At 67.1% G+C, this 22283-nt stretch carries 20 protein-coding genes and 1 pseudogene; 11 read left to right on the plus strand and 10 right to left on the minus strand.

What is annotated here, in order from left to right; all coding sequences use genetic code 11:
- The 3 genes and pseudogenes from sphsw_RS00005 to sphsw_RS00015 all read left to right on the plus strand — a co-directional run.
- Window positions 1–442 (plus strand): annotated as a pseudogene (locus tag sphsw_RS00005) (phenylalanine--tRNA ligase subunit beta); the annotation flags it as partial.
- Between the two features lie 190 nt (window positions 443–632).
- Window positions 633–1508 carry an aldose 1-epimerase family protein gene (locus sphsw_RS00010; protein WP_031438819.1) on the plus strand — a complete coding sequence of 292 codons (876 nt, stop codon included), beginning with the start codon at window positions 633–635 and terminating at the stop codon, window positions 1506–1508.
- Between the two features lie 225 nt (window positions 1509–1733).
- Window positions 1734–3302, plus strand: coding sequence for a peptide chain release factor 3 (locus sphsw_RS00015; protein WP_031438820.1), 1569 nt, complete (start codon window positions 1734–1736; stop codon window positions 3300–3302).
- Window positions 3303–3363: 61 nt separating this feature from the next.
- Here the strand turns inward: sphsw_RS00015 and sphsw_RS00020 are convergent, their stop codons facing one another.
- The 5 genes from sphsw_RS00020 to rpmF form a co-directional block, all read right to left on the minus strand.
- On the minus strand, window positions 3364–3723 hold the full coding sequence (locus sphsw_RS00020) for a MerR family transcriptional regulator (RefSeq protein WP_031438821.1): 360 nt from the start codon (window positions 3721–3723) through the stop codon (window positions 3364–3366).
- An 8-nt stretch (window positions 3724–3731) separates the two neighbouring features.
- Window positions 3732–4031 (minus strand): integration host factor subunit alpha, encoded by a 300-nt coding sequence (locus tag sphsw_RS00025; RefSeq protein ID WP_031395326.1) that lies wholly within the window; start codon window positions 4029–4031, stop codon window positions 3732–3734.
- A 94-nt stretch (window positions 4032–4125) separates the two neighbouring features.
- Window positions 4126–5094 (minus strand): beta-ketoacyl-ACP synthase III, encoded by a 969-nt coding sequence (locus tag sphsw_RS00030; protein WP_031395325.1) that lies wholly within the window; start codon window positions 5092–5094, stop codon window positions 4126–4128.
- Window positions 5091–6119 carry a phosphate acyltransferase PlsX gene (gene plsX / locus sphsw_RS00035; protein WP_031395324.1) on the minus strand — a complete coding sequence of 343 codons (1029 nt, stop codon included), beginning with the start codon at window positions 6117–6119 and terminating at the stop codon, window positions 5091–5093. Before plsX ends, sphsw_RS00030 begins: the two co-directional genes overlap by 4 nt.
- A 27-nt stretch (window positions 6120–6146) precedes the next feature.
- The gene (rpmF, locus tag sphsw_RS00040) at window positions 6147–6326 is read right to left on the minus strand and encodes a 50S ribosomal protein L32 (RefSeq protein ID WP_031438822.1); all 180 of its coding nucleotides are present in this window, start codon (window positions 6324–6326) and stop codon (window positions 6147–6149) included.
- A 207-nt stretch (window positions 6327–6533) separates the two neighbouring features.
- Here rpmF and sphsw_RS00045 point away from each other — a divergent pair, with 207 nt between their 5' ends.
- Window positions 6534–6977: an MAPEG family protein gene (locus sphsw_RS00045; RefSeq protein WP_031438823.1), complete on the plus strand. Its 444-nt coding sequence runs from the start codon at window positions 6534–6536 to the stop codon at window positions 6975–6977.
- Window positions 6978–7015: 38 nt separating this feature from the next.
- On the plus strand, window positions 7016–8635 hold the full coding sequence (locus tag sphsw_RS00050) for a M28 family metallopeptidase (protein WP_042466158.1): 1620 nt from the start codon (window positions 7016–7018) through the stop codon (window positions 8633–8635).
- A 187-nt stretch (window positions 8636–8822) separates the two neighbouring features.
- Here the strand turns inward: sphsw_RS00050 and sphsw_RS00055 are convergent, their stop codons facing one another.
- Entirely contained in the window at window positions 8823–9491 is a 669-nt protein-coding gene (locus tag sphsw_RS00055) for an MBL fold metallo-hydrolase (RefSeq protein ID WP_031394761.1), read from the minus strand.
- A gap of 80 nt (window positions 9492–9571) precedes the next feature.
- Here sphsw_RS00055 and pabB point away from each other — a divergent pair, with 80 nt between their 5' ends.
- The 4 genes from pabB to msrA all read left to right on the plus strand — a co-directional run bounded on the left by pabB (window position 9572) and on the right by msrA (window position 13675).
- A complete protein-coding gene (pabB, locus tag sphsw_RS00060; protein ID WP_031438825.1) occupies window positions 9572–11332 on the plus strand; it encodes an aminodeoxychorismate synthase component I in 1761 nt (586 codons plus the stop codon).
- A gap of 50 nt (window positions 11333–11382) precedes the next feature.
- Window positions 11383–12582, plus strand: coding sequence for a pyridoxal phosphate-dependent aminotransferase (locus sphsw_RS00065; RefSeq protein WP_031438826.1), 1200 nt, complete (start codon window positions 11383–11385; stop codon window positions 12580–12582).
- A gap of 202 nt (window positions 12583–12784) precedes the next feature.
- Window positions 12785–12931 carry a hypothetical protein gene (locus sphsw_RS19560; RefSeq protein WP_167396704.1) on the plus strand — a complete coding sequence of 49 codons (147 nt, stop codon included), beginning with the start codon at window positions 12785–12787 and terminating at the stop codon, window positions 12929–12931.
- Between the two features lie 84 nt (window positions 12932–13015).
- Window positions 13016–13675, plus strand: coding sequence for a peptide-methionine (S)-S-oxide reductase MsrA (gene msrA, locus sphsw_RS00070; protein ID WP_031438827.1), 660 nt, complete (start codon window positions 13016–13018; stop codon window positions 13673–13675).
- 15 nt (window positions 13676–13690) lie between these two features.
- On the opposite strand, the gene pdeM is transcribed toward msrA, so the two are convergent.
- Complete coding sequence (pdeM, locus tag sphsw_RS00075; RefSeq protein ID WP_042466150.1) at window positions 13691–14386, minus strand: ligase-associated DNA damage response endonuclease PdeM; 696 nt, start codon at window positions 14384–14386, stop codon at window positions 13691–13693.
- Between the two features lie 124 nt (window positions 14387–14510).
- Here pdeM and sphsw_RS00080 point away from each other — a divergent pair, with 124 nt between their 5' ends.
- Window positions 14511–16475 (plus strand): potassium transporter Kup, encoded by a 1965-nt coding sequence (locus sphsw_RS00080; protein WP_042466152.1) that lies wholly within the window; start codon window positions 14511–14513, stop codon window positions 16473–16475.
- A 160-nt stretch (window positions 16476–16635) separates the two neighbouring features.
- Here the strand turns inward: sphsw_RS00080 and sphsw_RS00085 are convergent, their stop codons facing one another.
- From sphsw_RS00085 to sphsw_RS00095, 3 genes are all read right to left on the minus strand, one after another.
- Window positions 16636–18027: a M20/M25/M40 family metallo-hydrolase gene (locus tag sphsw_RS00085; RefSeq protein WP_042466154.1), complete on the minus strand. Its 1392-nt coding sequence runs from the start codon at window positions 18025–18027 to the stop codon at window positions 16636–16638.
- 80 nt (window positions 18028–18107) lie between these two features.
- On the minus strand, window positions 18108–18905 hold the full coding sequence (locus tag sphsw_RS00090; protein ID WP_160172583.1) for an aspartyl protease family protein: 798 nt from the start codon (window positions 18903–18905) through the stop codon (window positions 18108–18110).
- Window positions 18906–19145: 240 nt separating this feature from the next.
- Window positions 19146–21554 (minus strand): ligase-associated DNA damage response DEXH box helicase, encoded by a 2409-nt coding sequence (locus sphsw_RS00095; protein WP_268745749.1) that lies wholly within the window; start codon window positions 21552–21554, stop codon window positions 19146–19148.
- Window positions 21555–21670: 116 nt separating this feature from the next.
- Here sphsw_RS00095 and sphsw_RS00100 point away from each other — a divergent pair, with 116 nt between their 5' ends.
- Window positions 21671–22276, plus strand: coding sequence for a hypothetical protein (locus sphsw_RS00100; protein ID WP_031438832.1), 606 nt, complete (start codon window positions 21671–21673; stop codon window positions 22274–22276).
- Window positions 22277–22283: the final 7 nt, after the last annotated feature.

Consider the following 22283-nt stretch of genomic DNA (forward strand, 5'->3'; position numbering starts at 1 on the left):
GCTCGGGCCGAAGACGGTGCTGGCGAGCTTCGGCATGCTGCATCCGCTGGTGCTCAAGGCGTTCGACCTCGACGGCGCGGTCGCTGCGGTCGAAGTCTATCTCGACGCGATCCCGCCCAAGCGCGCTTCGGGCTTCGCGCGCCCGGCCTACACGCCGCCGGCGTTGCAGGCGGTCCGCCGCGACTTCGCGTTCCTCGTGCCGGCGGCGCTCGCGACCGACGCGCTGGTGCGTGCGGTCAAGGGCGCCGACAAGGCTGCGATCGTCTCGGCGCGCGTGTTCGACGTGTTCACCGGCCAGGGCGTCGAGGACGGCCACAAGTCGGTCGCGGTCGAGATCGTCCTGCAACCCACCGCCAAGAGCTTCACCGACGAGGAGCTGAAGGCGGTCGCGGACAAGGTCGTCGCGGCGGCAGCGAAGCAGGGCGCGAGCCTGCGCGTCTGAGCGTCTCCTCACCCTCCAACACCACCCCGGCGAAGGCCGGGGCCCAGTTGAGGAACGGGTGTAACGGCGGACAGTCTCTCGTTACTTCCACCTTTCCAACTGGACCCCGGCCTTCGCCGGGGTGGGGCCGCCGGGTTGTCCGATGAGCGTTTTGAAGACCCGCATGTTCGACCACGAAGGAAGGACCCCAATGACCGACCTGATCACGATCGCCAACGACCACCTCACCGCGCAGATCAACCCGCTCGGCGCCGAGCTCACGTCGCTCAAGGACGCGGACGGGCGCGAGCTGATGACCGACGCCGACCCGGCCTATTGGACCGGCCACGCGCCGATCCTCTTCCCGGTCGTCGGTCGCCCCTACCGCGACACGATCCGCGTCGACGGCACCGAATATTCGATGAAGCAGCACGGCTTCGCCCGCCGCATGGCGTTCGCGGTATCCGAGCAGCAGCCGGGATCGGTCGCCTTCACGCTCGAGGCGACGCCCGAGACGCGTGTGGTCTATCCGTTCGATTTCCGGCTGACGGTGACGTTCGCGCTGGTCGACGCGACGCTGAGCGTCGACGTCGCGATCACCAACCCCGCCGCGCAGCCGCTTCCGGCGAGCTTCGGTTTCCACCCCGCCTTCGCCTGGCCGCTGCCCTACGGACAGGATCGCGCCGACCACCGTATCGTCTTCTCGGCCGACGAGCCCGATGCGCTGCGCATGATCGCCGACGACGGCACGATCGCGGAGGGCGAACGGCCCTCGCCGCTGGAGGGGCGGACGCTGCGCCTGCAGGACGCGCTGTTCGCGAAGGATGCGCTGGTCTGGGATTCGGTCCGGTCCGACTCGGTCACCTATGGCGCCGAAACCGGCCCGCAGCTGCGGATCGACTTCCCCGACACGCCGATGCTCGGCATCTGGACCAAGCCCGGCGCGGCCTATGTCTGTGTCGAGCCGTGGCACGGCATCGCGGACCCCGAAGGCTATGACGGCGATTTCCGTGCCAAGCCCGGCGTCTTCGAGATCCCAGCAGGTGCCACCAAGCGCATCGCGCTCCACGTAACGCTGATCCGCTAAAAACCCCTCCCCTTCAGGGGAGGGGGTGGGGTGGGGCATAGCCGCAAGCGCCAAGCCCGTGGTGAGACCCCACCCCCAGCCCCCCTGAAGGGGAGGGGACCAGCTATCGCTGCGATTGCACCCCCTGTCCTCCGGCCCCCGCATCTGCCAAGAGCGGCAGCATGACCGCCGGACTCCCGGCCCAACCTTCTTTGCGAGCCGCGACAGGCTCCCCGGACCCACGCCATGACCCAATTTCCCCGCCGCACCTTCGCGATCATCTCGCATCCCGACGCCGGCAAGACCACGCTGACCGAAAAGCTCCTGTATTTCGGCGGCGCGATCCATCTCGCCGGCGAGGTGAAGGCGCGCGGCCAGAACCGCCGCGCCCGTTCCGACTGGATGAAGATCGAGCAGCAGCGCGGCATCTCGGTCACGTCGTCGGTGATGACGTTCGAACGCCAGGGAATCACTTTCAACCTGCTCGACACGCCGGGCCACGAGGACTTCTCGGAAGACACCTACCGCACGCTGACCGCGGTCGACTCGGCGGTCATGGTGATCGACGCCGCCAAGGGCATCGAGCCGCAGACGCGCAAGCTGTTCGAGGTCTGCCGCCTGCGCAACGTGCCGATCATCACCTTCGTCAACAAGGTCGACCGCGAGGGGCGCGACCCGTTCTCGCTGCTCGACGAGGTGGCCGAGATGCTTCAGCTCGACGTCTGCCCGATGAGCTGGCCGGTCGGCATGGGCGGCGAGTTCGAGGGGGTGTACGACCTCTACGCCAACACGCTGAGCCGCCCCGAAGGCGACAGCCGCGAATTCATGGGCAAGGCGATCCCGTTCGCGGGTATCGACGACCCCAAGCTCGCCGAGATACTGAGCCCCGAAGGTATCGTCCGCCTCTCCGACGAGGCCGAACTCGCACAGGGCGGCTATTCGAGTTTCGACGCCGACGCCTATCGCGCAGGCAATCTGACGCCGGTCTATTTCGGCTCGGCACTCAAGGATTTCGGTGTCGCCGAGCTGATCGCAGCGCTCGCCGACTACGCCCCGCCACCGCGCGCGCAGCCCGCCGAGCCCGCCCCCATCTCCCCCGACGAGCCCGAAGTCACCGGCTTCGTGTTCAAGGTGCAGGCGAACATGGATCCCAACCACCGCGACCGGATTGCGTTCATGCGGCTGTGCTCGGGCGTGTTCAAGCGCGGCATGAAGCTGACGCCCACGGGCCACGGCAAGCCGATCGCGGTCCACTCGCCGATCCTGTTCTTTGCGCAGAACCGCGAGCTGGCGGACGAGGCGTTCCCCGGCGACATCATCGGTATCCCCAACCACGGCACGCTGCGCGTCGGCGATACGCTGAGCGAACGCGCCGCGATCCGCTTCACCGGCCTGCCGAACTTCGCGCCCGAAATCCTGCGCCGCGTCGTGTTGAAGGATTTCACCAAGACCAAGCAGTTGCGGAAAGCGCTCGACGACATGGCCGAGGAGGGGGTGACGCAGGTCTTCTACCCCGACATCGGCTCGAACTGGATCATCGGCGTCGTCGGGCAGCTCCAGCTCGAGGTGCTGCTGTCGCGGCTCGATGCGGAGTACAAGGTTGCGGCCGGGCTCGAGCCTGCGCCGTACGAGACCGCGCGCTGGATATCGGCGGAAGATCCGCAGGAGCTCAAGACCTTCGCCGAGATCAACCGCGGCGCGATGGCGAAGGATCGCGACGGGAACCCAGTGTTCCTCGCCAAGAGCGCGTGGGAAGTGAACTATATCGCCGACCGCTATGCGAAGATCCGCTTCGCCGCGACCCGCGAACGGTAAGGGACCGCCATCGATCGTCATCCCCGCCCACGCGAGGATGACGAACCGGCAGGCATGCGGATCAATCCGCGGCCAGGGCCTCGGCGAGCATGTCGCGGATCGCGCGCAGTGCCGTGATCGGCGTCTCGGCGGGCGCAACGATCTCGGCAGCGACCGCGGCCGGTGCGCCCTTTTCCGCGGCCAACAGCTGCTGGACGCCGCGCACGGTATAGCCGTCGCGATTGAGCAGCTGGTCGATCCGGCGCACCAGCGCGACGTCCTCGACGCGATAATAGCGACGATTCCCAGCACGCTGGAGCGGTCGGAGCTGGGGAAAACGCGTTTCCCAATAGCGCAGGATATGCTGTGGCAAGCCGGTATCGTTCGACAGTTCGCCGATGGTCCGGAATGCGGTACTGGCCTTGCCGGAACTGTCCGGCATCGCGTGCCTCAGCCTGCGCCGACGATGCGTTCGCGCATCATCTGGCTTGCGCGGAACGTCAGCACGCGGCGCGGTGCGATCGGCACCTCGACGCCCGTCTTGGGGTTGCGACCGATGCGCTCGCCCTTGTCGCGCAGAACGAACGTACCAAAGCCCGAAATCTTGACATTCTGCCCGCTGGTCAGTGCTTCGCACATCTCGGTCAGGATCTGTTCGACGACTTTTGAAGCATCCGATCGCGAAAGTCCGATTTCGCGATGAAGCGATTCGGCTAGATCGGCTCGTGTCAGCGTACCCGTCATTGTCATTCCGAAACTCCCACACCCATTGCGGTACCTACACAAGCAGCGTGATCATCGGAAGAGCTTTATCGGACAAATTGCAACTGGCTTTCAGTTGCGTTTAGAAGCGGATGACCGCCGCACCCCAAGTAAAGCCGCCACCCATCGCCTCGAGCACGACGATCTGGCCCTGCTGGATCCGTCCGTCACGGACCGCCACGTCGAGCGCGAGCGGTACCGACGCCGCGGAGGTGTTGGCATGCTGGTCGACGGTGACGACGACGCGCTCGGGGGCAAGGCCCAGCTTGCGCGCGGTCGCGTCGAGGATCCGGGCATTCGCCTGGTGCGGCACGACCCAGTCGACCTGGTCCGCGGACAAGCCCGCCATCGCCAGCGATTCGGTCATGACGGCGGCAAGGTTGGTCACTGCGTGACGAAACACCTCGCGGCCCTTCATCCTGAGCTTGCCGACCGTCCCGGTCGTCGAGACGCCGCCATCGACATAGAGAAGCTGGTTGTGTCGCCCGTCGGCATGCAGCTTGGTGGTCAGGATCCCGCGACCGTCCGCATCGGCAGTGTCCTGCGCCTCGAGCACGATCGCGCCCGCACCGTCGCCGAACAGGACGCAGGTCGTGCGATCCTCCCAGTCGAGGATCCGGCTGAACGTCTCGGCACCGATCACCAGCGCGCGCTTGGCGACGCCGCTGCGGATCATGCTGTCGACGACCTGGACCGCGTAGAGAAAGCCCGAGCAGACCGCAGCGACGTCGAACGCGACGCAGTCGTCGATCCCGAGCATCGCCTGCACCTTGGTCGCGCTGGCGGGGAAGGTCTGGTCGGGCGTCGCGGTGGCGAGCACGATCAGGTCGATGTCCTGCGCGTCTACGCCTGCTGCAGCGAGAGCCGCGCGGCAGGCATCCGCCGCCAGAGTCGCGGTCGTCTCGCCTTCGCCGGCGATATGGCGGAATCGGATGCCGGTGCGCTCGACGATCCATTCGTCGCTGGTGTCGACCTGTTCCGCCAGCTGCGCATTCGAGACGCGGCGGACCGGCAGGGCCGATCCGGTGCCGGTAATGACCGAACGGATCATGCGGCTTCCTTGACGTTGCCCAGATCGTCGCTGATCCGGCGAACGAGGTCGTTTCTCACCATCTTGGCGGCATTGCCGATCGCCGTCGCCACGCCACGCTCATTGGCGCCGCCATGGCTTTTGACGACGATGCCGTTGAGCCCGAGAAACACCGCGCCGTTATGATTATTGGGATCGAGATGATCGCGCAGCAATTCGGTCGCGGGCTTTGAAATCAGGAAGCCGAGCTTCGACCGGACCGAGCTGCGGAACGCGCGCTTGAGCAGGTCGGCGACGAATCGCGCGGTGCCCTCGGCGGTCTTGAGCGCGATATTGCCCGAAAAGCCGTCGCATACGACGACATCGACATCGCCACGCGACAGCCGGTCGCCTTCGATGAAGCCGGTGAAGTCCATGTCGAGCTTGGGCGTCGCGCGCAGCATGGCGGCGGCCTCGCGGATCTCGTCGGTGCCCTTCATGTCCTCGCTGCCGATATTGAGCAGCGCGACACGTGGGTGGGCAATGTCGAGTGCGGTGCGTGCATAGGCGCCGCCCATGATCGCGAACTGGACGAGGTTGCGCGCGTCGCACTCGGTATTCGCACCGAGGTCGAGCATCACCATGTCGGTGTCGCCGAGCGTCGGAAGGCGCGCGGCGAGCGCCGGGCGATCGATGCCCGGCAGGGTCCTGAGCGACAGCTTCGCCATCGCCATTAGCGCACCGGTGTTGCCGCTCGAGACCGCGGCTGCGGCACGCCCCTTTTTGACGAGATCGATGGCGATGCCCATCGATGTCGTCTTGGCGCGACGAATCGCCTGGCTCGGCTTGTCGCTCGAGCCAACCACCTCGGGGGCATGGACGATCTCGGAGTTGAGTTCGAGATTCGGATGGGCTTTCAGCCCGTCGCGAATCGCGGTTTCGTCACCGACCAGCAGGAAATGCATGCCGTCAAACTGGCGTCGCGCACGCGCGACACCCGCCAGCATTACCGCCAGCCCGTCATCGCCACCCATCGCATCGACGGCGATCCAGGCGCTGTCGGGCATGCTCACGTCCTTCGCTCAGGTGAGGGCTCAGCCCTCGACCGAAAGGATTTCGCGACCGTTGTAATGGCCGCAAGACGTGCAGAGGTTGTGCGGGCGCTTGAGTTCGCCACAGTTCGGGCACTCCTGAAATGCCGCGATCGTCAGCGAATCGTGGCCACGGCGCATGCCGCGCTTGGAGGGCGAGGTTTTTCTCTTGGGGACGGCCATTTCGGCACCTTGTTCTTTATAAAGGTCGGGGCTCCGATAGGCCCGGACGAAGGAGTCGGCAACCGACTGTTAAGGTCGGCCGCGTGAGCTACCATACGGCCTGACGCATCGCGAAGCGTGGCGCTATAGCGATAATCGCCTGCGTTGCAAGCATGGTGGCACAGTGGCACGACCCGCGCACACCGGAAACATCGAGGAATAAGCTGCATGATCCTGCCCGTAACCCTGACGATCGCTGCTGCGGCCGCGGTCATCAATCTCTGGCTGGCCTTCCGCATCGTGCCGACTCGCCTCAAGGACAATGTCCTGCTGGGCGACAATGGCAATCCGGTCCTACAGGGGCGGATGCGCGCGCAGGCGAACTTCGTCGAATATGCGCCCTTCATCCTGATCCTGTTCGCGCTGATCGAACTGGGTGGCGCATCACCCCGCTGGTTGTGGATCGCCGGAGTCGTTTTCGTCGTCGCGCGAATCGCGCACGCCTTCGGCATGGACAAGACGACGTCGAACCTGCCGCGCGCGGGTGGCGCACTCGCAACCTGGGCGCTGATGGCGCTGCTCGCGGGCTGGGCGCTCGCGATCGCCTATCAGGCCGGTGCCACGCCGTCGGTCACGACGTTCCAGACCGCACCGATCGAGGGTCGCGCATGAGCATCGTCCGGAATGTCGCCGCCCTCCTCGCCACGCCGATGCTGCTCGCGGTCGCGACGCCCGGCCTCGCGAAGGACGGCCCGGCGCGGGACGCCATCTCGCCCGAGCGCCTGTCCGCCGATGTCAGGACGCTGGCGTCGGACGCGTTCGAGGGGCGGGCACCGGGAACCGCGGGCGAAACCAGGACGATCGACTGGCTCATCGCGCAGTTCAAGGCGATGAAGCTGTCGCCGGGCGGGCCGGACGGCAGCTGGACGCAGGCGGTGCCGCTGGTCCACACGCGCTTGGGGCAGGGCAGCGTGCGCGCCGGGGCCACGCCGCTGGTCCAGGGCCGCGACGTCTATCTCAGCACGGTGCGCGGGGTCGACCGCGTCGCGATCGCCGACGCGCCGATGGTCTTTGTCGGCTACGGCGTCACCGCGCCCGAACGCGGCTGGGACGACTTCAAGGGTCTCGACCTGAAGGGCAAGGTTGCGGTCTTCCTGGTCAACGACCCCGATTTCGAGGCGGTGGCGGGCGACGATGCCAAGGGCCGGTTCGGTGATCGGCGCATGACCTATTATGGACGCTGGACCTACAAGTTCGAGGAGGCCGCGCGGCGCGGCGCGGTCGCGGCGCTGATCGTCCACGACACGCCGGGTGCCGGCTATGGCTGGGCGACGGTCACCGCACCCGCGGGCGAGAATTACGACATCATGCGCGAGGATCCGACCTCGCGCGTGCTGCTGCAGGGGTGGATCGAAGGGGCCGCCGCGACCCGGCTGTTCGCCGCCTCCGGTCTCGACCTCGCCACGTTGCGCAAGGCCGCGCGGCGCAGCGATTTCCGCCCCGTCGCGCTGAAGCAGCGGTTCACGACCGACCTTCCCGTCCGTCACGACACGGCGGAGAGCCGCAACGTGCTGGCAATGCTGCCCGGCAAGACCCGTCCCGACGAAGTGGTGATGTTCGGGGCGCACTGGGATGCGTATGGCGTCGGCGCGCCCGATGCGCAGGGCCGCACGATCCGCCCGGGGGCCAATGACGACGCGCTCGGCGTCGCGGGCGTGCTCGGCCTTGCCCGCAGCTTTGCCGCCGCGCCGCGCACCGACCGCAGCCTCGTCTTCGCACTGTGGAGCGGGGAGGAGCGGGGGCTGCTCGGGTCGGAAACCTATGCGGTGAAACCCGTCTATCCCGCGGCGAAGACGGTCGCCAACCTGACGCTCGACATTCTCCAGACGGCAGGGCCGGCGCGCGACGTCCTGCTGGTCGGCGCGGGCCAGAACAGCCTCGAGGACATGCTGGGCGATGCCGCGAAGGCGCAGGGCCGTGTCGTAACCCCCGAAGCCCTCCCCGAACGGGGGCTGTTCTACCGCGCGGATCATTTCTCGGTCGCGCGGCGCGGCGTGCCGACGCTGTTGCTGATGGCGATCAGCGGTGCGTCCGACCTCGTGACCGGTGGTCGCCCGGCGGGGCAGGCGTGGCTCGACGGCTATATGAAATGCTATCACCAGACGTGCGACGCCTGGAGTGCGGACTGGGATCTGCGCGGCGCGGCGCAGGATGTCGGTCTGTTCCAGACGATCGGCACGAAGCTGGCGAACAGCCGGCTCTGGCCGAAGTGGCGCGACGACTCTGAATTCAAGTCGGTTCGGGCTGAAAGCGCGGGGGAGCGGAAGTAGGACTCAGCCCACACTGGCTACCACCCCGGCGAAGGCCGGGGTCCAGTTGGGAAGGTTGCAGTAACGGCGCGCTACCTCCGCCAATCTTGGTCCCCCAACTGGGCCCCGGCCTTCGCCGGGGTGGGGTGATTGGCGCGTTGGACATCTGCTTCCCGGTGTTCTCCCGCCTCCGCGGGAGAACAGGGACCTACGCCGCCAGCGCCCGATCGCTCACGAACAGGTTCGTCGCGCGCTCATGCGCGAACGTGCTCGCCGGGCCGTGACCCGGGATGAAGCTCGTGTCGCTGCCCAGCGGCCACAGCTTCTCGACGATCGACGACAGCAGCACCCGGTGATTGCCGCCGGGCATGTCCGATCGTCCGACCGACCCCTGGAACAGCACGTCGCCAACCTGCGCGAATTTCGATGGCGCGTGATGGAAGATCACATGGCCTTCGGTGTGCCCTGGCGTTTCGTAGACATCGAGAACGAGATCGCCGACCGACACCCGGTCGCCCTCGACCAGCCACCGGTCGGGTTCGAAATTGACGCCGGCGATCCCGTATTTCGGCCCGTCCTGGTCGAGCCGCTGGAGCCAGAAGCGGTCGGCCTCGTGCGGCCCCTCGATCGGCACCGCCAGATCGTCGGCTAGCGCCTTCGCCTCGCCGGCATGGTCGATATGCCCGTGCGTCAGCAGGATCTTCTCGACCGTCACGCCCGCCTCCGCGATCGCCGCCTTGATTCGCGGCAGGTCGCCGCCGGGATCGACCACCGCCGCCTTCATCGTCGCGGTGCACCACAGCAACGTGCAGTTCTGCTGGATCGGTGTGACGGGGATGATCGCGGCACGCAGCGGCGGCAGGGAGGTCTTTGTCATTCCGGCAAAATAGGGCGGCGGGCGGTTTCGGGCAATCGCCGCTTGCGGTTTGCCTGTCGCCCCGTGCATCAGTCGGCACGATGTGGACTGCGCCCTTCGTGCTGCTTGATGATGCCCGGGAGGCGGGGGCCCCCGCGCGCCTGTACGATCGGCCTGTCCGGGTCGTTCGCGCGGACACCCCCGATGCCGTGCAACCGGCACTTGCGGAGATCCGCCGCGGACTGGCCGAGGGGCTGCATGCCGCGGGGATGCTGGCCTATGAGGCGGGGATGACGTTCGCGTCGCGTACGGTCGATACCGGCCCGCCGGACGGCCCGTTGCTGTGGTTCGGCCTGTTCGAGCGCTACGAGACGATCCCCGCGGCGGCGCTGCCCGCACTGTTGCCCGATCCTGCCGGAATCTGGGTCGGGCCGCCGCAGCCGCAGATCGACCGCGAGGCCTATGATGCGCGAATCGCACGGCTGCTTGCGCTGATCGCGGCGGGCGATATCTATCAGGCCAATCTGACCTTTGCAGCGACGGTGCCGTTCATCGGCGATCCCCGCGCGCTCTATGCCCGTCTCAGACACCAGGCGCGCGCCGGCTATGGCGCGCTGATCGACACGGGCGACGAGACCTGTCTGTCGCTGTCGCCCGAACTCTTCTTCACGCTCGAGGGCGATCGGCTGACGTGTAGGCCGATGAAGGGCACCGCGCCGCGCGGCGCCACGCCCGACGTCGATCGCCGCCTCGCCCAGGATCTGGCCGCCGATCCGAAGCAGCGCGCGGAAAATCTGATGATCGTTGACCTGATGCGCAACGACCTGTCGCAGGTCGCGCAGGGTGTCTCGGTCCCGGACCTGTTCACGGTGGAGACCTATCCGACCGTTCACCAGATGACGTCGACGGTGTCCGCGCGGCTGAACCCCGGTCGCGATGCGATCGATGTGCTCGCCGCGCTCTTTCCCTGCGGCTCGATCACCGGCGCGCCCAAGCAACGCGCGATGGAGGTCATCGCAGAGGTCGAGCAGGCCCGCCCCCGCGGCCTCTATACCGGCGCGATCGGCCGGTTCGATCCGGGTGGCGACGCCGCGCTCAACGTCGCGATCCGCACGCTGACGGTGCGCGACGGTGGCGCGGTGATGGGACTCGGCTCGGGGATCGTCGCGGACAGCGTCGCCGACCAGGAATGGCAGGAATGCGCGGACAAGGCGGCCTTCGTCACCGCCGGACAGCGCAAGCTGGACCTGATCGAGACGATGGCGTTCGATCCCGAACACGGGGTGATGCGGCTCGAACTGCATCTCGCCCGGCTGACCGCGAGCGCAGCGGCGCTGGGGTTCAGCTTCGATCGTCACGCGGTGCGGAACGAGCTGCAGGCGGCGACCTTCCGGCTGCGCGGTCCGCGGCGGATCCGCTTGGTCGTCGCGGCATCGGGCGCGGTCGCGATCCAGGTCGGTCCGATGCCGGTCACGCCCGCGCAGATGACGGTCGCGATCGTCCCGCTGCCCGTGGCGCCCGCTGATATCCGGCTGCGCCACAAGACGAGCGACCGCGCCTTTTACGACGACGCGCGGCGCGCCGCGGGCACCACCGAAGTGGTGTTCGAGGCGCCCGACGGCTTCCTGACGGAGGGCAGCTTCACGTCGCTGTTCGTGCCGCGCGACGGGGTGCTGGTGACCCCGCCTGTGGGCGCGCTGATCCCCGGCGTGCTGCGCGCCGATCTGCTCGCCAGCGGCCAGGCGATCGAGGGACGGTTGACGCGCGCCGACCTCGCCAACGGGTTCCGTATGGGAAATGCAGTACGCGGGCTCGTTCCGGCCGTTGTTGCGGTTGCGAAATCAGGCAATCGCGGCGTATAGCCCGCGCGAATTCCGCAGGCGCCGCTGCGGTCAACCGCAGAGGTTTCACCATGCACGCATCCGCCGCCCTTGGCCGCATCAGCCCTTCGCCGACCCTCGCGATTACGTCGCGTGTGCTCGAACTGAAGCGCGCCGGCGTCGACGTGATCGGGCTGGGGGCGGGTGAACCCGATTTCGACACGCCCGATTTCGTCAAGGAGGCCGCGATCCAGGCGATTCGCGACGGCAAGACGAAATACACCAATGTCGACGGCACGATCGAGCTGAAGCAGGCGATCGCCGCCAAGTTCGCGCGCGACAACGGCCTGACCTATGCGACCGACCAGATCAGCGTGAACGTCGGCGGCAAGCACACCCTGTTCAACGCGATGGTCGCGACGATCGACCCGGGTGACGAGGTCGTGATCCCCGCACCCTATTGGGTCAGCTATCCCGACGTCGTGCAGTTCGCCGGCGGTGTACCGGTGATCGTCAAGGCCGGCCCCGAGGTCGGCTACAAGCTCGCACCCGAGGCGCTCGACGCGGCGATCACGCCCAAGACCAAGTGGGTGATCCTCAACTCGCCGTCGAACCCGACCGGCGCCGGCTACACGATCGACGAGCTGAAGGCTCTTGGCGCGGTGCTCGCGAAGCACCCGCATGTCTGGATCTTCGCCGACGATATGTACGAGCATATCGTCTATGACGGCTTCAGGTTCGCGACGATCGCCGAGGCCTGCCCCGAGCTGTTCGAGCGCACGCTGACCGTCAATGGCTGCTCCAAGGCCTATGCGATGACCGGCTGGCGGATCGGCTATGCGGGCGGCGCAAGCTGGCTGATCAAGGCGATGGCCAAGCTCCAGTCGCAGTCGACCTCGAACCCGTGCTCGATCGCGCAGGCCGCCGCGGTCGCCGCACTGAACGGTGACCAGTCGTTCCTCGCCGAGCGCAACACCGCATTCCAGGGCCGCCGCGATCTGGTCGTGTCGATGCTGAACGAAATCGACGGCATGGAATGCCCGACGCCCGAGGGGGCGTTCTACGTCTATCCGTCGTTCGCCGCGCTGATCGGCAAGTCGACGCCGAACGGTCGGCTGATCGACACCGACGAGGCGATGGTCGGCTATCTGCTCGAAGATGCCAAGGTCGCGGTCGTTCAGGGCGCGGCGTTCGGCCTCAGCCCGGCGTTCCGGATCAGCTATGCCACGTCGGACACGCTGCTGCGCGAGGCTTGCACGCGGATCCAGACCGCCTGCGCCGCGCTGCGCTGATCTAGCACGCCCGGCAACATCGCGGACATGCCCGGACATCCGCCAGCAACCCTGCTGGCGGATGAACGGATTGGCCACATCGCGTTAATCGACCGTTTCATAAAACGGCATTGTGAAGACGCGGCATCCCCACGACATGCTGGGTCGTAGCTGACGTGATCCACCGGGATCACGCCAAGTCTGATTTCAACAGGAGCGCATGATGCGCAATCTTATCAAGTCGAGCTTTCTCTGGCAGTTTACTGGCGGTTTTGTTCTGGGTGCGCTGGGTCTCCTTGCGTTCCAGCCCGCCGAGGCAACGCAGCCGGTGTATGGCGCGCCCGTGCACACCGCGCCCGCCCAGCACTGAGCCTGCTGAATCCCGGTGATCGGTCGCCGAAAGGCATTCCGCGCCGGGGCTGGAAACGTCATCGAGACGCCCCACATGATCAACATGCACACGCCCCTTTTCGCAACGCTCGCCGCCGTCGGACTCGCCGGTGCGGTCATCGCCACCGGTTCTGCGCAGGCAGAGCGCGCGGTCATCATCCCGGCCGCGACCGTCGACGTCCCGCGGACGGGCGGCCTGCAGACCGCGGTGCTGGCGGGCGGCTGTTTCTGGGGGCTCGAGGCGGTGTTCGAGCATGTCCGCGGCGTCAAGGGCGTGACCGCGGGCTATGCCGGCGGGACCAAGGCGACGGCGACCTATGAGCAGGTGTCGAGTGAAACCACGTGGCATGCCGAGGCGGTGCGGATCAGCTATGATCCCCGCGTCGTGAGCTACGCCACGCTGCTGCGCGTCTATTTTTCGATCGCGCATGATCCGACGCAGCTGAACCGCCAGGGTCCCGACAGCGGGACCAGCTATCGCTCCGCGATCTTCCCGCAGTCACCGCAGCAGGCGCAGGTCGCACGCGCCTATATCTCACAACTCGGTCAGACGCGGGCGTTCGCGCGGCCGATCGTCACGACGCTGGAAACCGGCAGATTCTATCCCGCCGAAGCCTATCACCAGGACTTTTTCGACCGGAATCCGACGCATCCCTACATCGTCGCCTGGGACAAGCCGAAGCTCGCGGCGTTCCGCAAGGCCTTCCCGACGATCGCCAGCTAACGCCGGCTGATTGCGTCAGCCGGATACGGCGATCCGCGTGTCCGGTCGCTGCGCGGCGACCGGAAAGCGCAGCATCCGGTCCGCGACCGGCAACAATGCCTGCGCACCAGTGCCCACGGCGCGGATGATCTCGGGATGGTCGACGTCCAGCCCGCCCGTCAGCGATCCGAAGGCGGGCAGGATCAGCTTGGTCTCGGTCGCGACGAAACACCGTCGCGCGACCTGCTTGCCGCGCAGCCGAAGCCGCAATTTGGGATGGAAATGGCCCGAGACTTCGGGCCGGGTTTCACGAGGATCGGCCTCGTGGCGCAGCACCAGGCCATCGACACAGGCCTCATCGACGACCGTGCCACCGCACCGGTCGAGGATCATCGGGTCATGATTGCCCGTGATCCAGGTCCAGTGGGTCTTTTGCGTCATGGCGCGCAGCATCGCCTGCGCGCGCTGCGGCAGCCGGTCGCAGCCGTCGCTGTCATGAAAGCTGTCGCCGAGACACCAGATCTCGGTCGCGCCGGTCGCGTCGAGCACGGCGGCGAGTTCGGTCAAAGTCGCGATCGAATCATAAGGTGGCAGCATCTGGCCGCGGCTGGCGAACCAGCTCGCCTTTTCGAAATGCAGGTCGGCGACCAGTAAGGCGTGTCGCGCGGGCCAGTAAACCGCACCTGCCGCCAGCGCCGAAAGCGTGTGTCCGCCGAACGAAAAGGGAACCATCCGGTGGCCATGCCGTCGGTCGACGTTCGAATCAAGCGATTGTGCAGCGCAGCGTCGAACACTTGCGCATGGCTGCAATCGGCGTAAAGCGCGCCGTCCCATCAGGAGGAGCGCTTTTCGCGCCATGTCGTCCGTCGCCGGAACACCCCAGCCCGCTGAAACGTCCACCGATCTGTCGGCGGCGCATCTTCACCCGCACCCGGCGCTCGCCGCGCTGACCGTGGGGGCGATCGGCGTGGTGTTCGGCGATATCGGCACCAGCCCGCTCTATGCCTTCCGCGAAGCGCTCGGCCAGAGTGCGGCGGGCGGTATCGATCCGAGCGAGATTCTCGGCGTGCTCAGCCTGGCGCTGTGGTCGCTGTTCCTCGTCGTCACCGTGAAATACGTCATCTTCCTGATGCGCGCGGACAATCAGGGCGAGGGCGGCGTGCTTGCACTCGCAGCGCTCGCAAGGCGGGCGCTGGGGGTGCGGTCGAAGATCGCGATCGTGCTCGGGGCCGCCGGCGCGTCGCTCTTCTACGGCGATGCGATCATCACGCCGGCCCTGTCCGTCCTCTCGGCAATGGAAGGGCTGCGCACGATTCCGAGCGCGGCGCACATCTTCAACGAAGGCGTGGTGCGCGCGTTGACGATCGCGATCCTCATCGTCCTGTTCGTGATCCAGTCGCGCGGCACGGCGCATGTCTCGAAGCTGTTCGGTCCGGTCTGCATCGTCTGGTTCGTCGCGATCGGTGCGCTGGGCGTGTGGCATATTGCCGACGAACCCTCGATCGTCCGCGTCTTCTCGCCGACCTACGGCGTCGCGTTTCTCGCGACCCACGGCGTCACCGGGCTGTTCGTACTTGGCGCGGTGTTCCTGACCGTCACCGGAGCGGAAGCGCTGACCGCGGACATGGGCCATTTCGGCAAGATGCCGATCCGCATCGGCTGGTTCTTCCTCGTCTTTCCCGCGCTCGCGCTCAACTATCTGGGGCAGGGCGCGTTCGCGCTGTCGCAGCTCGAGGATGCCGCGCGTCGGGGCGTCCCGTTCGTCAATCAGGACTGGTTCTTCCTGATGGCACCCGAATCACTGCGCCCCGCGCTGATCATCCTCGCGGGCTTCGCGACGGTCATCGCCAGCCAGGCGGTGATCACCGGCGCGTTCAGCCTGACGCAGCAGGCGATCCAGCTCGGCCTGTTGCCGCGGCTGCGCATCCGCCAGACCTCGGCGGTGTTCGCCGGGCAGATCTACCTGCCCGCGATCAACTGGCTGCTGCTGATCGGCGTGCTGGTGCTCGTGATCCAGTTCAAGACCTCGTCGGCGATGGCCGCGGCGTATGGTATCGCCGTGACCGGCACGATGGTCGTCACCACGCTGCTCGCCTATATCGTCGTGCGTCACCGCTGGAACTGGTCGCGGCCGCTGGCGCTCGCCGCGATCCTGCCGTTCCTGACGCTCGACCTGATCTTCTTCGGCGCGAACATCCTGCGCGTGATCGAGGGCGGCTGGGTGCCACTGGTGATCGCGGCGTCGATCGGGCTGATCATCTTCACCTGGGTGCGCGGCAAGAAGATCGTCAGCGCGTTCGAGAAGCGGCAGAGCATCCCGCTCAGCGATCTCGCCGCCGCGCTCGAGAAGCGCCCGCCCGAGCGCGTGTCGGGGACCGCGGTGTTTCTCACCGCCAATCCGCACGCCACGCCCGGCGCGCTGCTTCACAATTTGAAGCACAACAAGGTTCTGCACGAGCGCAACCTGATCGTCAGCATCCGCACCGCGGATCGCCCGTTCGTCGATCAGGCAGGCCGCGCCAAGGTCGAGCGGGTCGATGACAATTTCTCGATCGTCGTGCTGACCTACGGCTTCATGGAATCCCCCGACGTGCCGCGCGATCTTGGTGTCGGCGCGAAGACCGAGCAGCTCGGCCTCGACCCGATGCGGACGTCGTTCTTCATCGGCCGCAACACGCTCAAGCCCGACGCGGAAAAGGGCATGCCGCCCTGGCAGGACCGGATCTTCATGTTCCTGCAGCGCAACGCGAGCGATCCGACGGATTTCCTGCGGATCCCGCCGGGCAAGGTGCTCGAACTCGGCGAGCAGGTGACGGTCTAGACTCCCTCTCCCCTAGGGGGAGAGGGAAGGGGCCCGCACGGCGAAGCCGGGTGGGAAGGGTAAGGGGCTTGAGGCTACGGACGATGATCCCAATGCCCCTCACCCTTCCGTCGCCTGCGGCTCCTCCCTCCCTCTCCCCCGGGGGGAGAGGGACGAGCGGTCATCCCGCGAACGCCTTGACCAGATCGTACAGATAGTCGCGGCCGTCATAGAGCGATGCAATCCGGATCCGTTCGTTCAGGCCGTGGATGCCGCCCATGTCCTTGTCGATGAACACGCCCGGCGCGCCATAGACCGGGATGCCGATCGCCTCGAAGAAGATCCCGTCGGTCGCGCCGGTCGACATCAACGGCAGGATCGGCAGGCCGGGGAAGTGCTTGGCCGCGACCTTCGTCACCGGGCCCATGATCTTGGGGTCGAGCGTCGGCGGGATCGCGGTCGGCCGGACCGGCTGGTTCGCGGTCACGCTCACCTTGGTACCGGCGAGCGACTTCAGCTTCGCCAGCGTGCCGTCGACCGTCTCGCCGGGGAAGATCCGGCAGTTCACATTCGCGGTCGCGCGCTGCGGCAGCGCGTTTTCGGCATGGCCCGCGCTCAGCAGCGTCGCGACACAGGTCGTGCGCAGCGTCGAATGCATCGCCTTGTCGCGGCTGACGATCGCGTCGGCCGCCTTGTCCTGCGGATTGGCGAGCAGCCGCGTGATCGCGTCGCCCATCGTGCCCGGCATCGCCTTTGCACTCGCGGCGAAGAAGGCGCGCGTCGTGTCGGTGAAGGTCACGGGGAATTCATGGCCCTGCACGGCCTTCACCGCGTCAGCGAGTTCGTAGATCGCATTGTCGGGCGTCGGTTGCGAGCTGTGCCCGCCGGGGTTGGTTGCGGTGAAAGTGTAATTCTGCGCGGCCTTTTCACCGACCTGGATCGCCAGCAGCTGGCGCTTGCCATTATCGTCGAGCCGCCCGCCGCCGCCCTCGTTCAACGCGAATTCGGCAGCGATCAGGTCGGGCCTGCTCGCAGCGAGATATTGCGCGCCGTTCCACGCAAAGGTCGTCTCCTCGCCACAGGTCAGCGCGAGCTTGATCGTCCGCTTCGGCGTGTAGCCCGACGTCTTGAAGCGGATCATCGCGTCGGACCAGATCGCCGCCTGCGCCTTGTCGTCGACGGTGCCGCGCGCATAATAATAGCCGCCCTCCTCGATCAGCGTGAACGGATCGCGCACCCAGTCCTCGCGCTTGGCCTCGACGACGTCGAGATGGCCGAGCAGCAGCATCGGCTTGATCGACGCGTCCGACCCCTTCAGCACCGCGACCAGCCCGCCATCCTTGGGATGCTCGGGTACCGAGAAATAGGTGATGTCGGCATCGGCATAGCCCGCGCTTTTCAGCCGCGCACCGATCTGCGCGGCGGCCTGTGTGCAGCTGCCCGACGACAGCGTCGTGTTGGTCTCGACCAGCTCCTTGTAGAGTCCGAAGAACGCCTTCTGGTCGGGGCGGCTTTGCGCAAATCCCGTACCGGGCATGGTGACGACACTGGCCGTCAGCATCACTCCCGCCATCACCCTGCCTACTGCGCGCATCGTCGTCCCCTTGATCGTTTATTGCAGCAGCGTTGCAGCGAATGATCGATCACGCAACCTCAACGCTGCGTGACATTGCGCGGGAGGGCAAGCCGCACCTCGCGATTGGCAAAGTCGATGTCGACGCGGCGGAACAGCGTCAGCGCATCCATGCCGAGCAGGATCGCGGGCCGTTCCGCCAGTCCGAACTGACGAAAGGGCGGGGCGTCGACGGCCGTCAGCGCGATCGGCAGGCTGGTGATCGTCAGGCTGCCGATCATGACGCGATCGATCGTCGAATAGTGCGCCATTACCGTCTGTCCGGTAACACCGGTCAGCGCGATCGATTGCGACCGGACCGGCTTGCGCAACAGCTTGCGGCGCAGTGCGGCATTGCCCATGCTGACCGACGACCCGGTATCGATGATCACGCGGATCCGGACGCCGTTGCAATAGGCGTCGGTGACGACGAGCTGGCCGAACAGGCTGCGCGCCCGGACGACGATCTCGCCCCGCTCGGTTCGCTCGCGGCGGTTGCGCCGGCGCGCGGGCGTCACGGTCATCGTGCGGGTGTCGAAATCGATTCCCACCGCGCGTCCCTGCAGCGTGTCGATCCCCAGCAGCCCCAGCGCTCCCAGATTCTGCGCGGCGATTGCGGGCGCTTCGATCGCCGGGGTGTCGATCGTGCCGACCCGCAGCGCCGGGATGATCACGGTCGCGACGCTGTCCGATCCGGTCATGCCCGTGACGCGGACGATCCGGCCGGGCTGAAGCCGCAACACCGCCGCAAGCTCGCGCGAGATCACGGTGCGTTGTGCGCCGGTATCGACGACGAACTTCTGCGGACTGGTGCCCGCGATCGACACGGGTACCGTCATCCTGCTCTCGTCCTGCCCGAACAGCATCACCGTGTTTGCTGCAGATGCTGCATCATCGACCGGTGCAGCATAAGCGGGCGAGGTGGCGGCTTGCGGGCTAGGGTCGGGGGCAGACTGCTGGGCCGCAGCCGGGGCAGCGATGATGAGCAACACCGGGCCTGACCACCTGCGCATGACCCGATGCTGCGCCCGAAACCGACGGACGACAAGTCGTTCGTCCCTGGTTCGTCTCGCGTCCGTTCAGTCGATCCGCATCGCCTCGGCCGCCAGCGCCTCCGCCTCGATCAGCAGGGCGTCGTCGGACGTGTTGGTAGCGACCTTCTCGCGCCCGATCAGCGTCAGGATCGGCACCGCGAGCGGCGTCACGCGCTCGAGGTCGACATGCAGCATCGTTTCCGCCGCGCGGTCGAGCAGCCCGGCCAGTCGCCCGACATCGGTCATCCGTGCGCGCGCATCCGCCCAGGCCGCCTCGAGCAGCAAATGCGTCGGCTCGTATTTGCGGAGTACGTCATAGATCAGGTCGGTCGAGAAGGTGACCTGGCGTCCGGTCTTGCGCTTGCCGGGATGCTGGCGCTCGACCAGCCCGCCGATCACCGCGACCTCGCGAAACGCGCGTTTGAGCAGGTGCGATTGCTGCACCCAGTCGACGAACTCATGTTCGAGAATATCGGCGGAGAACAGCGATGCCGGGTCGGTGATCTTGTCGATCCCGTACACCGCCAGAGCATAGTCGTTCGCGACGAAGCCGAGCGGTTTCAGCCCCTGCGTTTCCATCCGCCGGGTGATCAGCATGCCGAGCGACTGGTGCGCGTTCCACCCCTCGAAGCTGTAGGCGACCATGTAATGCCGCCCTTCGCGCGGGAAGGTTTCGACCAGCAGCTGACCGGGTTCGGGCAGGACCGAGCGAAGCCGCTGATATTCGAGCCATTCGCGCACATCGTCGGGAAACCGCGCCCATTCGCCAGGATGCGCCAGGAACCCGCGGACGCGGTCGGCGAGGTTGGTCGACAGCGGCATCCGGCTGCCGCCATAGGTCGGGATCCGCGCAGGCTTGGAGGTTGCGCGGACGACCAGGTCCTCGGTGTCCATCTTCACCACCTCGAGGCTGAGCCCGGCGAAGAAGAAGGTGTCGCCGGGGCTGAGCTGCGCCGCGAAGCCTTCCTCGACGCGGCCGAGCGCGCGGCCATTGCCGAACCGCACGTTGAGCATCGTCGCCTCGACGATGATCCCCGCGTTCAGCCGGTGCTGGCCGATGAACTTCGGGTGGCTGATCCGCCATGTGCCGTCCGCATCCTGCGTCAGCCGCTTGAACCGGTCATAGGCCTTGAGCGCATAGCCGCCGTCGCTGACGAAGCCGAGCACGCGCGAGAAGGTCTCGGCCGGCAGCGCGGAATAAGGGAGGGCCGAGCGGACCTCGTCGAGCAGGTCCTCCTCGCGGAACGTCGCGGCGCAGGCGCAGGCCATCACATGCTGCGCCAGCACGTCGAGCGCGCCGACGCGGAACAGGTCGGGATCGAGCTCGCCCGCCTCGACCGCGTCCAATGCGGCGCGCGCCTCGAGATATTCGAACCGGTTGCCGGGGACGAGGATCGCCTTGCTCGCTTCGTCGAGCCGGTGATTGGCGCGGCCGATGCGCTGGAGCAGCCGCGACGAGCCCTTGGGCGCGCCCATCTGGATCACGCAGTCGACATTGCCCCAGTCGACGCCGAGGTCGAGGCTCGCGGTCGCGACCAGCGCGCGCAGCTTGCCCTCCGCCATCGCGCCCTCGACCTTGCGCCGCGCCTCGCGTGCGAGGCTGCCATGATGGACGCCGATCGGCAGCGTGTTCGCATTCACCTTCCACAGATCCTGGAAGATCAGCTCGGCGAGGCTGCGCGTGTTGCAGAACACGATCGTCGTCGCATGCTTCTCGATTTCCGCCATCACCTGCTCGGCGGCATAGCGGCCCGAATGGCCCGACCACGGGATGCGACCCTCGGGCAGCAGGATCGCGATGTCCGGATCCGCGCCCGCCTCGCCCTGCACCATCGCGACCTGGTCGATATCGCCGTCGGGGGCGAGCCATGCGCGATAGCCCTCGGCATCCGCGACCGTCGCCGACAGCGCGACGCGCCGCATGCCCGGCGAGATTGTCTGCAACCGCGCCATGCACAGCGAGAGCAGGTCGCCGCGCTTGCCCGTCGCAAACGCATGGACCTCGTCGATCACGATCGTGCGGATGCCCTCGAACATCGTGATGCTGTCGGGATAGCTGAGCAGCAGCGAGAGCGATTCGGGCGTCGTCAGCAGGATCTGCGGCGGTTTCACGCGTTGCCGCGCCTTGCGGTCCGACGGCGTGTCGCCGGTGCGCGTCTCGACGCGGATGTCGACGCCCATTTCCTCGATCGGCGTCAGCAGGTTGCGCTGGACGTCGACCGCGAGCGCTTTCAACGGCGAGACATAAAGTGTGTGGAGCCCGCTGGTCGGCTCCTCGATCAACTCGGCGAGCGTCGGCAGGAACCCGGCGAGCGTCTTGCCTGCCCCCGTCGCCGCGACCAGCAGCGCGTGGCGCCCGGCGCGTCCCTGCGCCAGCATGTCGGTCTGATGCCGGCGCGGCCGCCAGCCCCGTGTCGCGAACCAGTCATCGAGTTGGGGGGGAAGGTCGCTCACGGCCTGTTCACGCATGATCGTCATATGGGTGCACTATGCCGCAACGCCATGGACGGCGCCCGCCCGGTCGGCGATTTGTCGGACCATCGATCTGTTTAGCCTGTGAAAGACCAACCTTGTCGATTCTTCGCCATCTCGCGCCGCTGTCCCTGATCGCGCTGTTGCCCTTTGCCAATGCGACGGCGGCGACGCAGAAGTTCGTCGGCGCAGGCGGCACGGTTCGCCTCGCCTATCCGTCGAGCCTGACCCCGACGCGCAACTTTGCCGGCCGCGCGTTGATGACCAGCGGCTGGCGGACGATGTGGGACGGCACGCTGCCCGGGCGGGGCGTCGGCATCGTCCGGTTCTGGCAGGTCGCAAAGCCGACCGACGGGCAGGGGCAGGTGACCGAGATGATCCAGGTCGGCTTCAGCCGGAGCACGGCGGTGATCGCGCGCTGCACCACCGACGGGCTGACATCGGCGAACAGCCGCCGCCTCGCCGATCGCACGCTCGGCGGCCAGCGCTGGGCGACCTATGAGACGGGCGACGCCGGGATGAGCCAGCAGGTCCGAGCACTCACGCTGCGCAGCGTCATCGGCGGCACCTGCTACGCGGTCGACCGGATCACCTATGCGGCCAAGGCTGGATCGCCGCCGCCGCGCAATGCACCGACCCAGGCGGTTGCCGCGGCGCGGATGGATGCGATCCTGAAGTCAGTCAAGGTCGGCCGGCGGCGCTAGGCGGCCG

The sequence above is a fragment of the Sphingomonas sp. FUKUSWIS1 genome (assembly GCF_000733135.1).
Taxonomy (GTDB): Bacteria; Pseudomonadota; Alphaproteobacteria; order Sphingomonadales; family Sphingomonadaceae; genus Sphingomonas; species Sphingomonas aerolata.

Excerpts from the sequence above, each read along its gene's own strand:
- sphsw_RS00010 (WP_031438819.1), top strand. The coding sequence starts at position 633 with ATGACCGACCTGATCACGATCGCCAACGACCACCTCACCGCGCAGATC.
- sphsw_RS00015 (WP_031438820.1), top strand. The coding sequence starts at position 1,734 with ATGACCCAATTTCCCCGCCGCACCTTCGCGATCATCTCGCATCCCGAC.
- sphsw_RS00020 (WP_031438821.1), bottom strand. The coding sequence starts at position 3,723 with ATGCCGGACAGTTCCGGCAAGGCCAGTACCGCATTCCGGACCATCGGC.
- sphsw_RS00025 (WP_031395326.1), bottom strand. The coding sequence starts at position 4,031 with ATGACAATGACGGGTACGCTGACACGAGCCGATCTAGCCGAATCGCTT.
- sphsw_RS00030 (WP_031395325.1), bottom strand. The coding sequence starts at position 5,094 with ATGATCCGTTCGGTCATTACCGGCACCGGATCGGCCCTGCCGGTCCGC.
- plsX (WP_031395324.1), bottom strand. The coding sequence starts at position 6,119 with ATGCCCGACAGCGCCTGGATCGCCGTCGATGCGATGGGTGGCGATGAC.
- rpmF (WP_031438822.1), bottom strand. The coding sequence starts at position 6,326 with ATGGCCGTCCCCAAGAGAAAAACCTCGCCCTCCAAGCGCGGCATGCGC.
- sphsw_RS00045 (WP_031438823.1), top strand. The coding sequence starts at position 6,534 with ATGATCCTGCCCGTAACCCTGACGATCGCTGCTGCGGCCGCGGTCATC.
- sphsw_RS00050 (WP_042466158.1), top strand. The coding sequence starts at position 7,016 with ATGCTGCTCGCGGTCGCGACGCCCGGCCTCGCGAAGGACGGCCCGGCG.
- sphsw_RS00055 (WP_031394761.1), bottom strand. The coding sequence starts at position 9,491 with ATGACAAAGACCTCCCTGCCGCCGCTGCGTGCCGCGATCATCCCCGTC.
- pabB (WP_031438825.1), top strand. The coding sequence starts at position 9,572 with ATGTGGACTGCGCCCTTCGTGCTGCTTGATGATGCCCGGGAGGCGGGG.
- sphsw_RS00065 (WP_031438826.1), top strand. The coding sequence starts at position 11,383 with ATGCACGCATCCGCCGCCCTTGGCCGCATCAGCCCTTCGCCGACCCTC.
- sphsw_RS19560 (WP_167396704.1), top strand. The coding sequence starts at position 12,785 with ATGCGCAATCTTATCAAGTCGAGCTTTCTCTGGCAGTTTACTGGCGGT.
- msrA (WP_031438827.1), top strand. The coding sequence starts at position 13,016 with ATGCACACGCCCCTTTTCGCAACGCTCGCCGCCGTCGGACTCGCCGGT.
- pdeM (WP_042466150.1), bottom strand. The coding sequence starts at position 14,386 with ATGGTTCCCTTTTCGTTCGGCGGACACACGCTTTCGGCGCTGGCGGCA.
- sphsw_RS00080 (WP_042466152.1), top strand. The coding sequence starts at position 14,511 with ATGTCGTCCGTCGCCGGAACACCCCAGCCCGCTGAAACGTCCACCGAT.
- sphsw_RS00085 (WP_042466154.1), bottom strand. The coding sequence starts at position 18,027 with ATGGCGGGAGTGATGCTGACGGCCAGTGTCGTCACCATGCCCGGTACG.
- sphsw_RS00090 (WP_160172583.1), bottom strand. The coding sequence starts at position 18,905 with ATGACGGTACCCGTGTCGATCGCGGGCACCAGTCCGCAGAAGTTCGTC.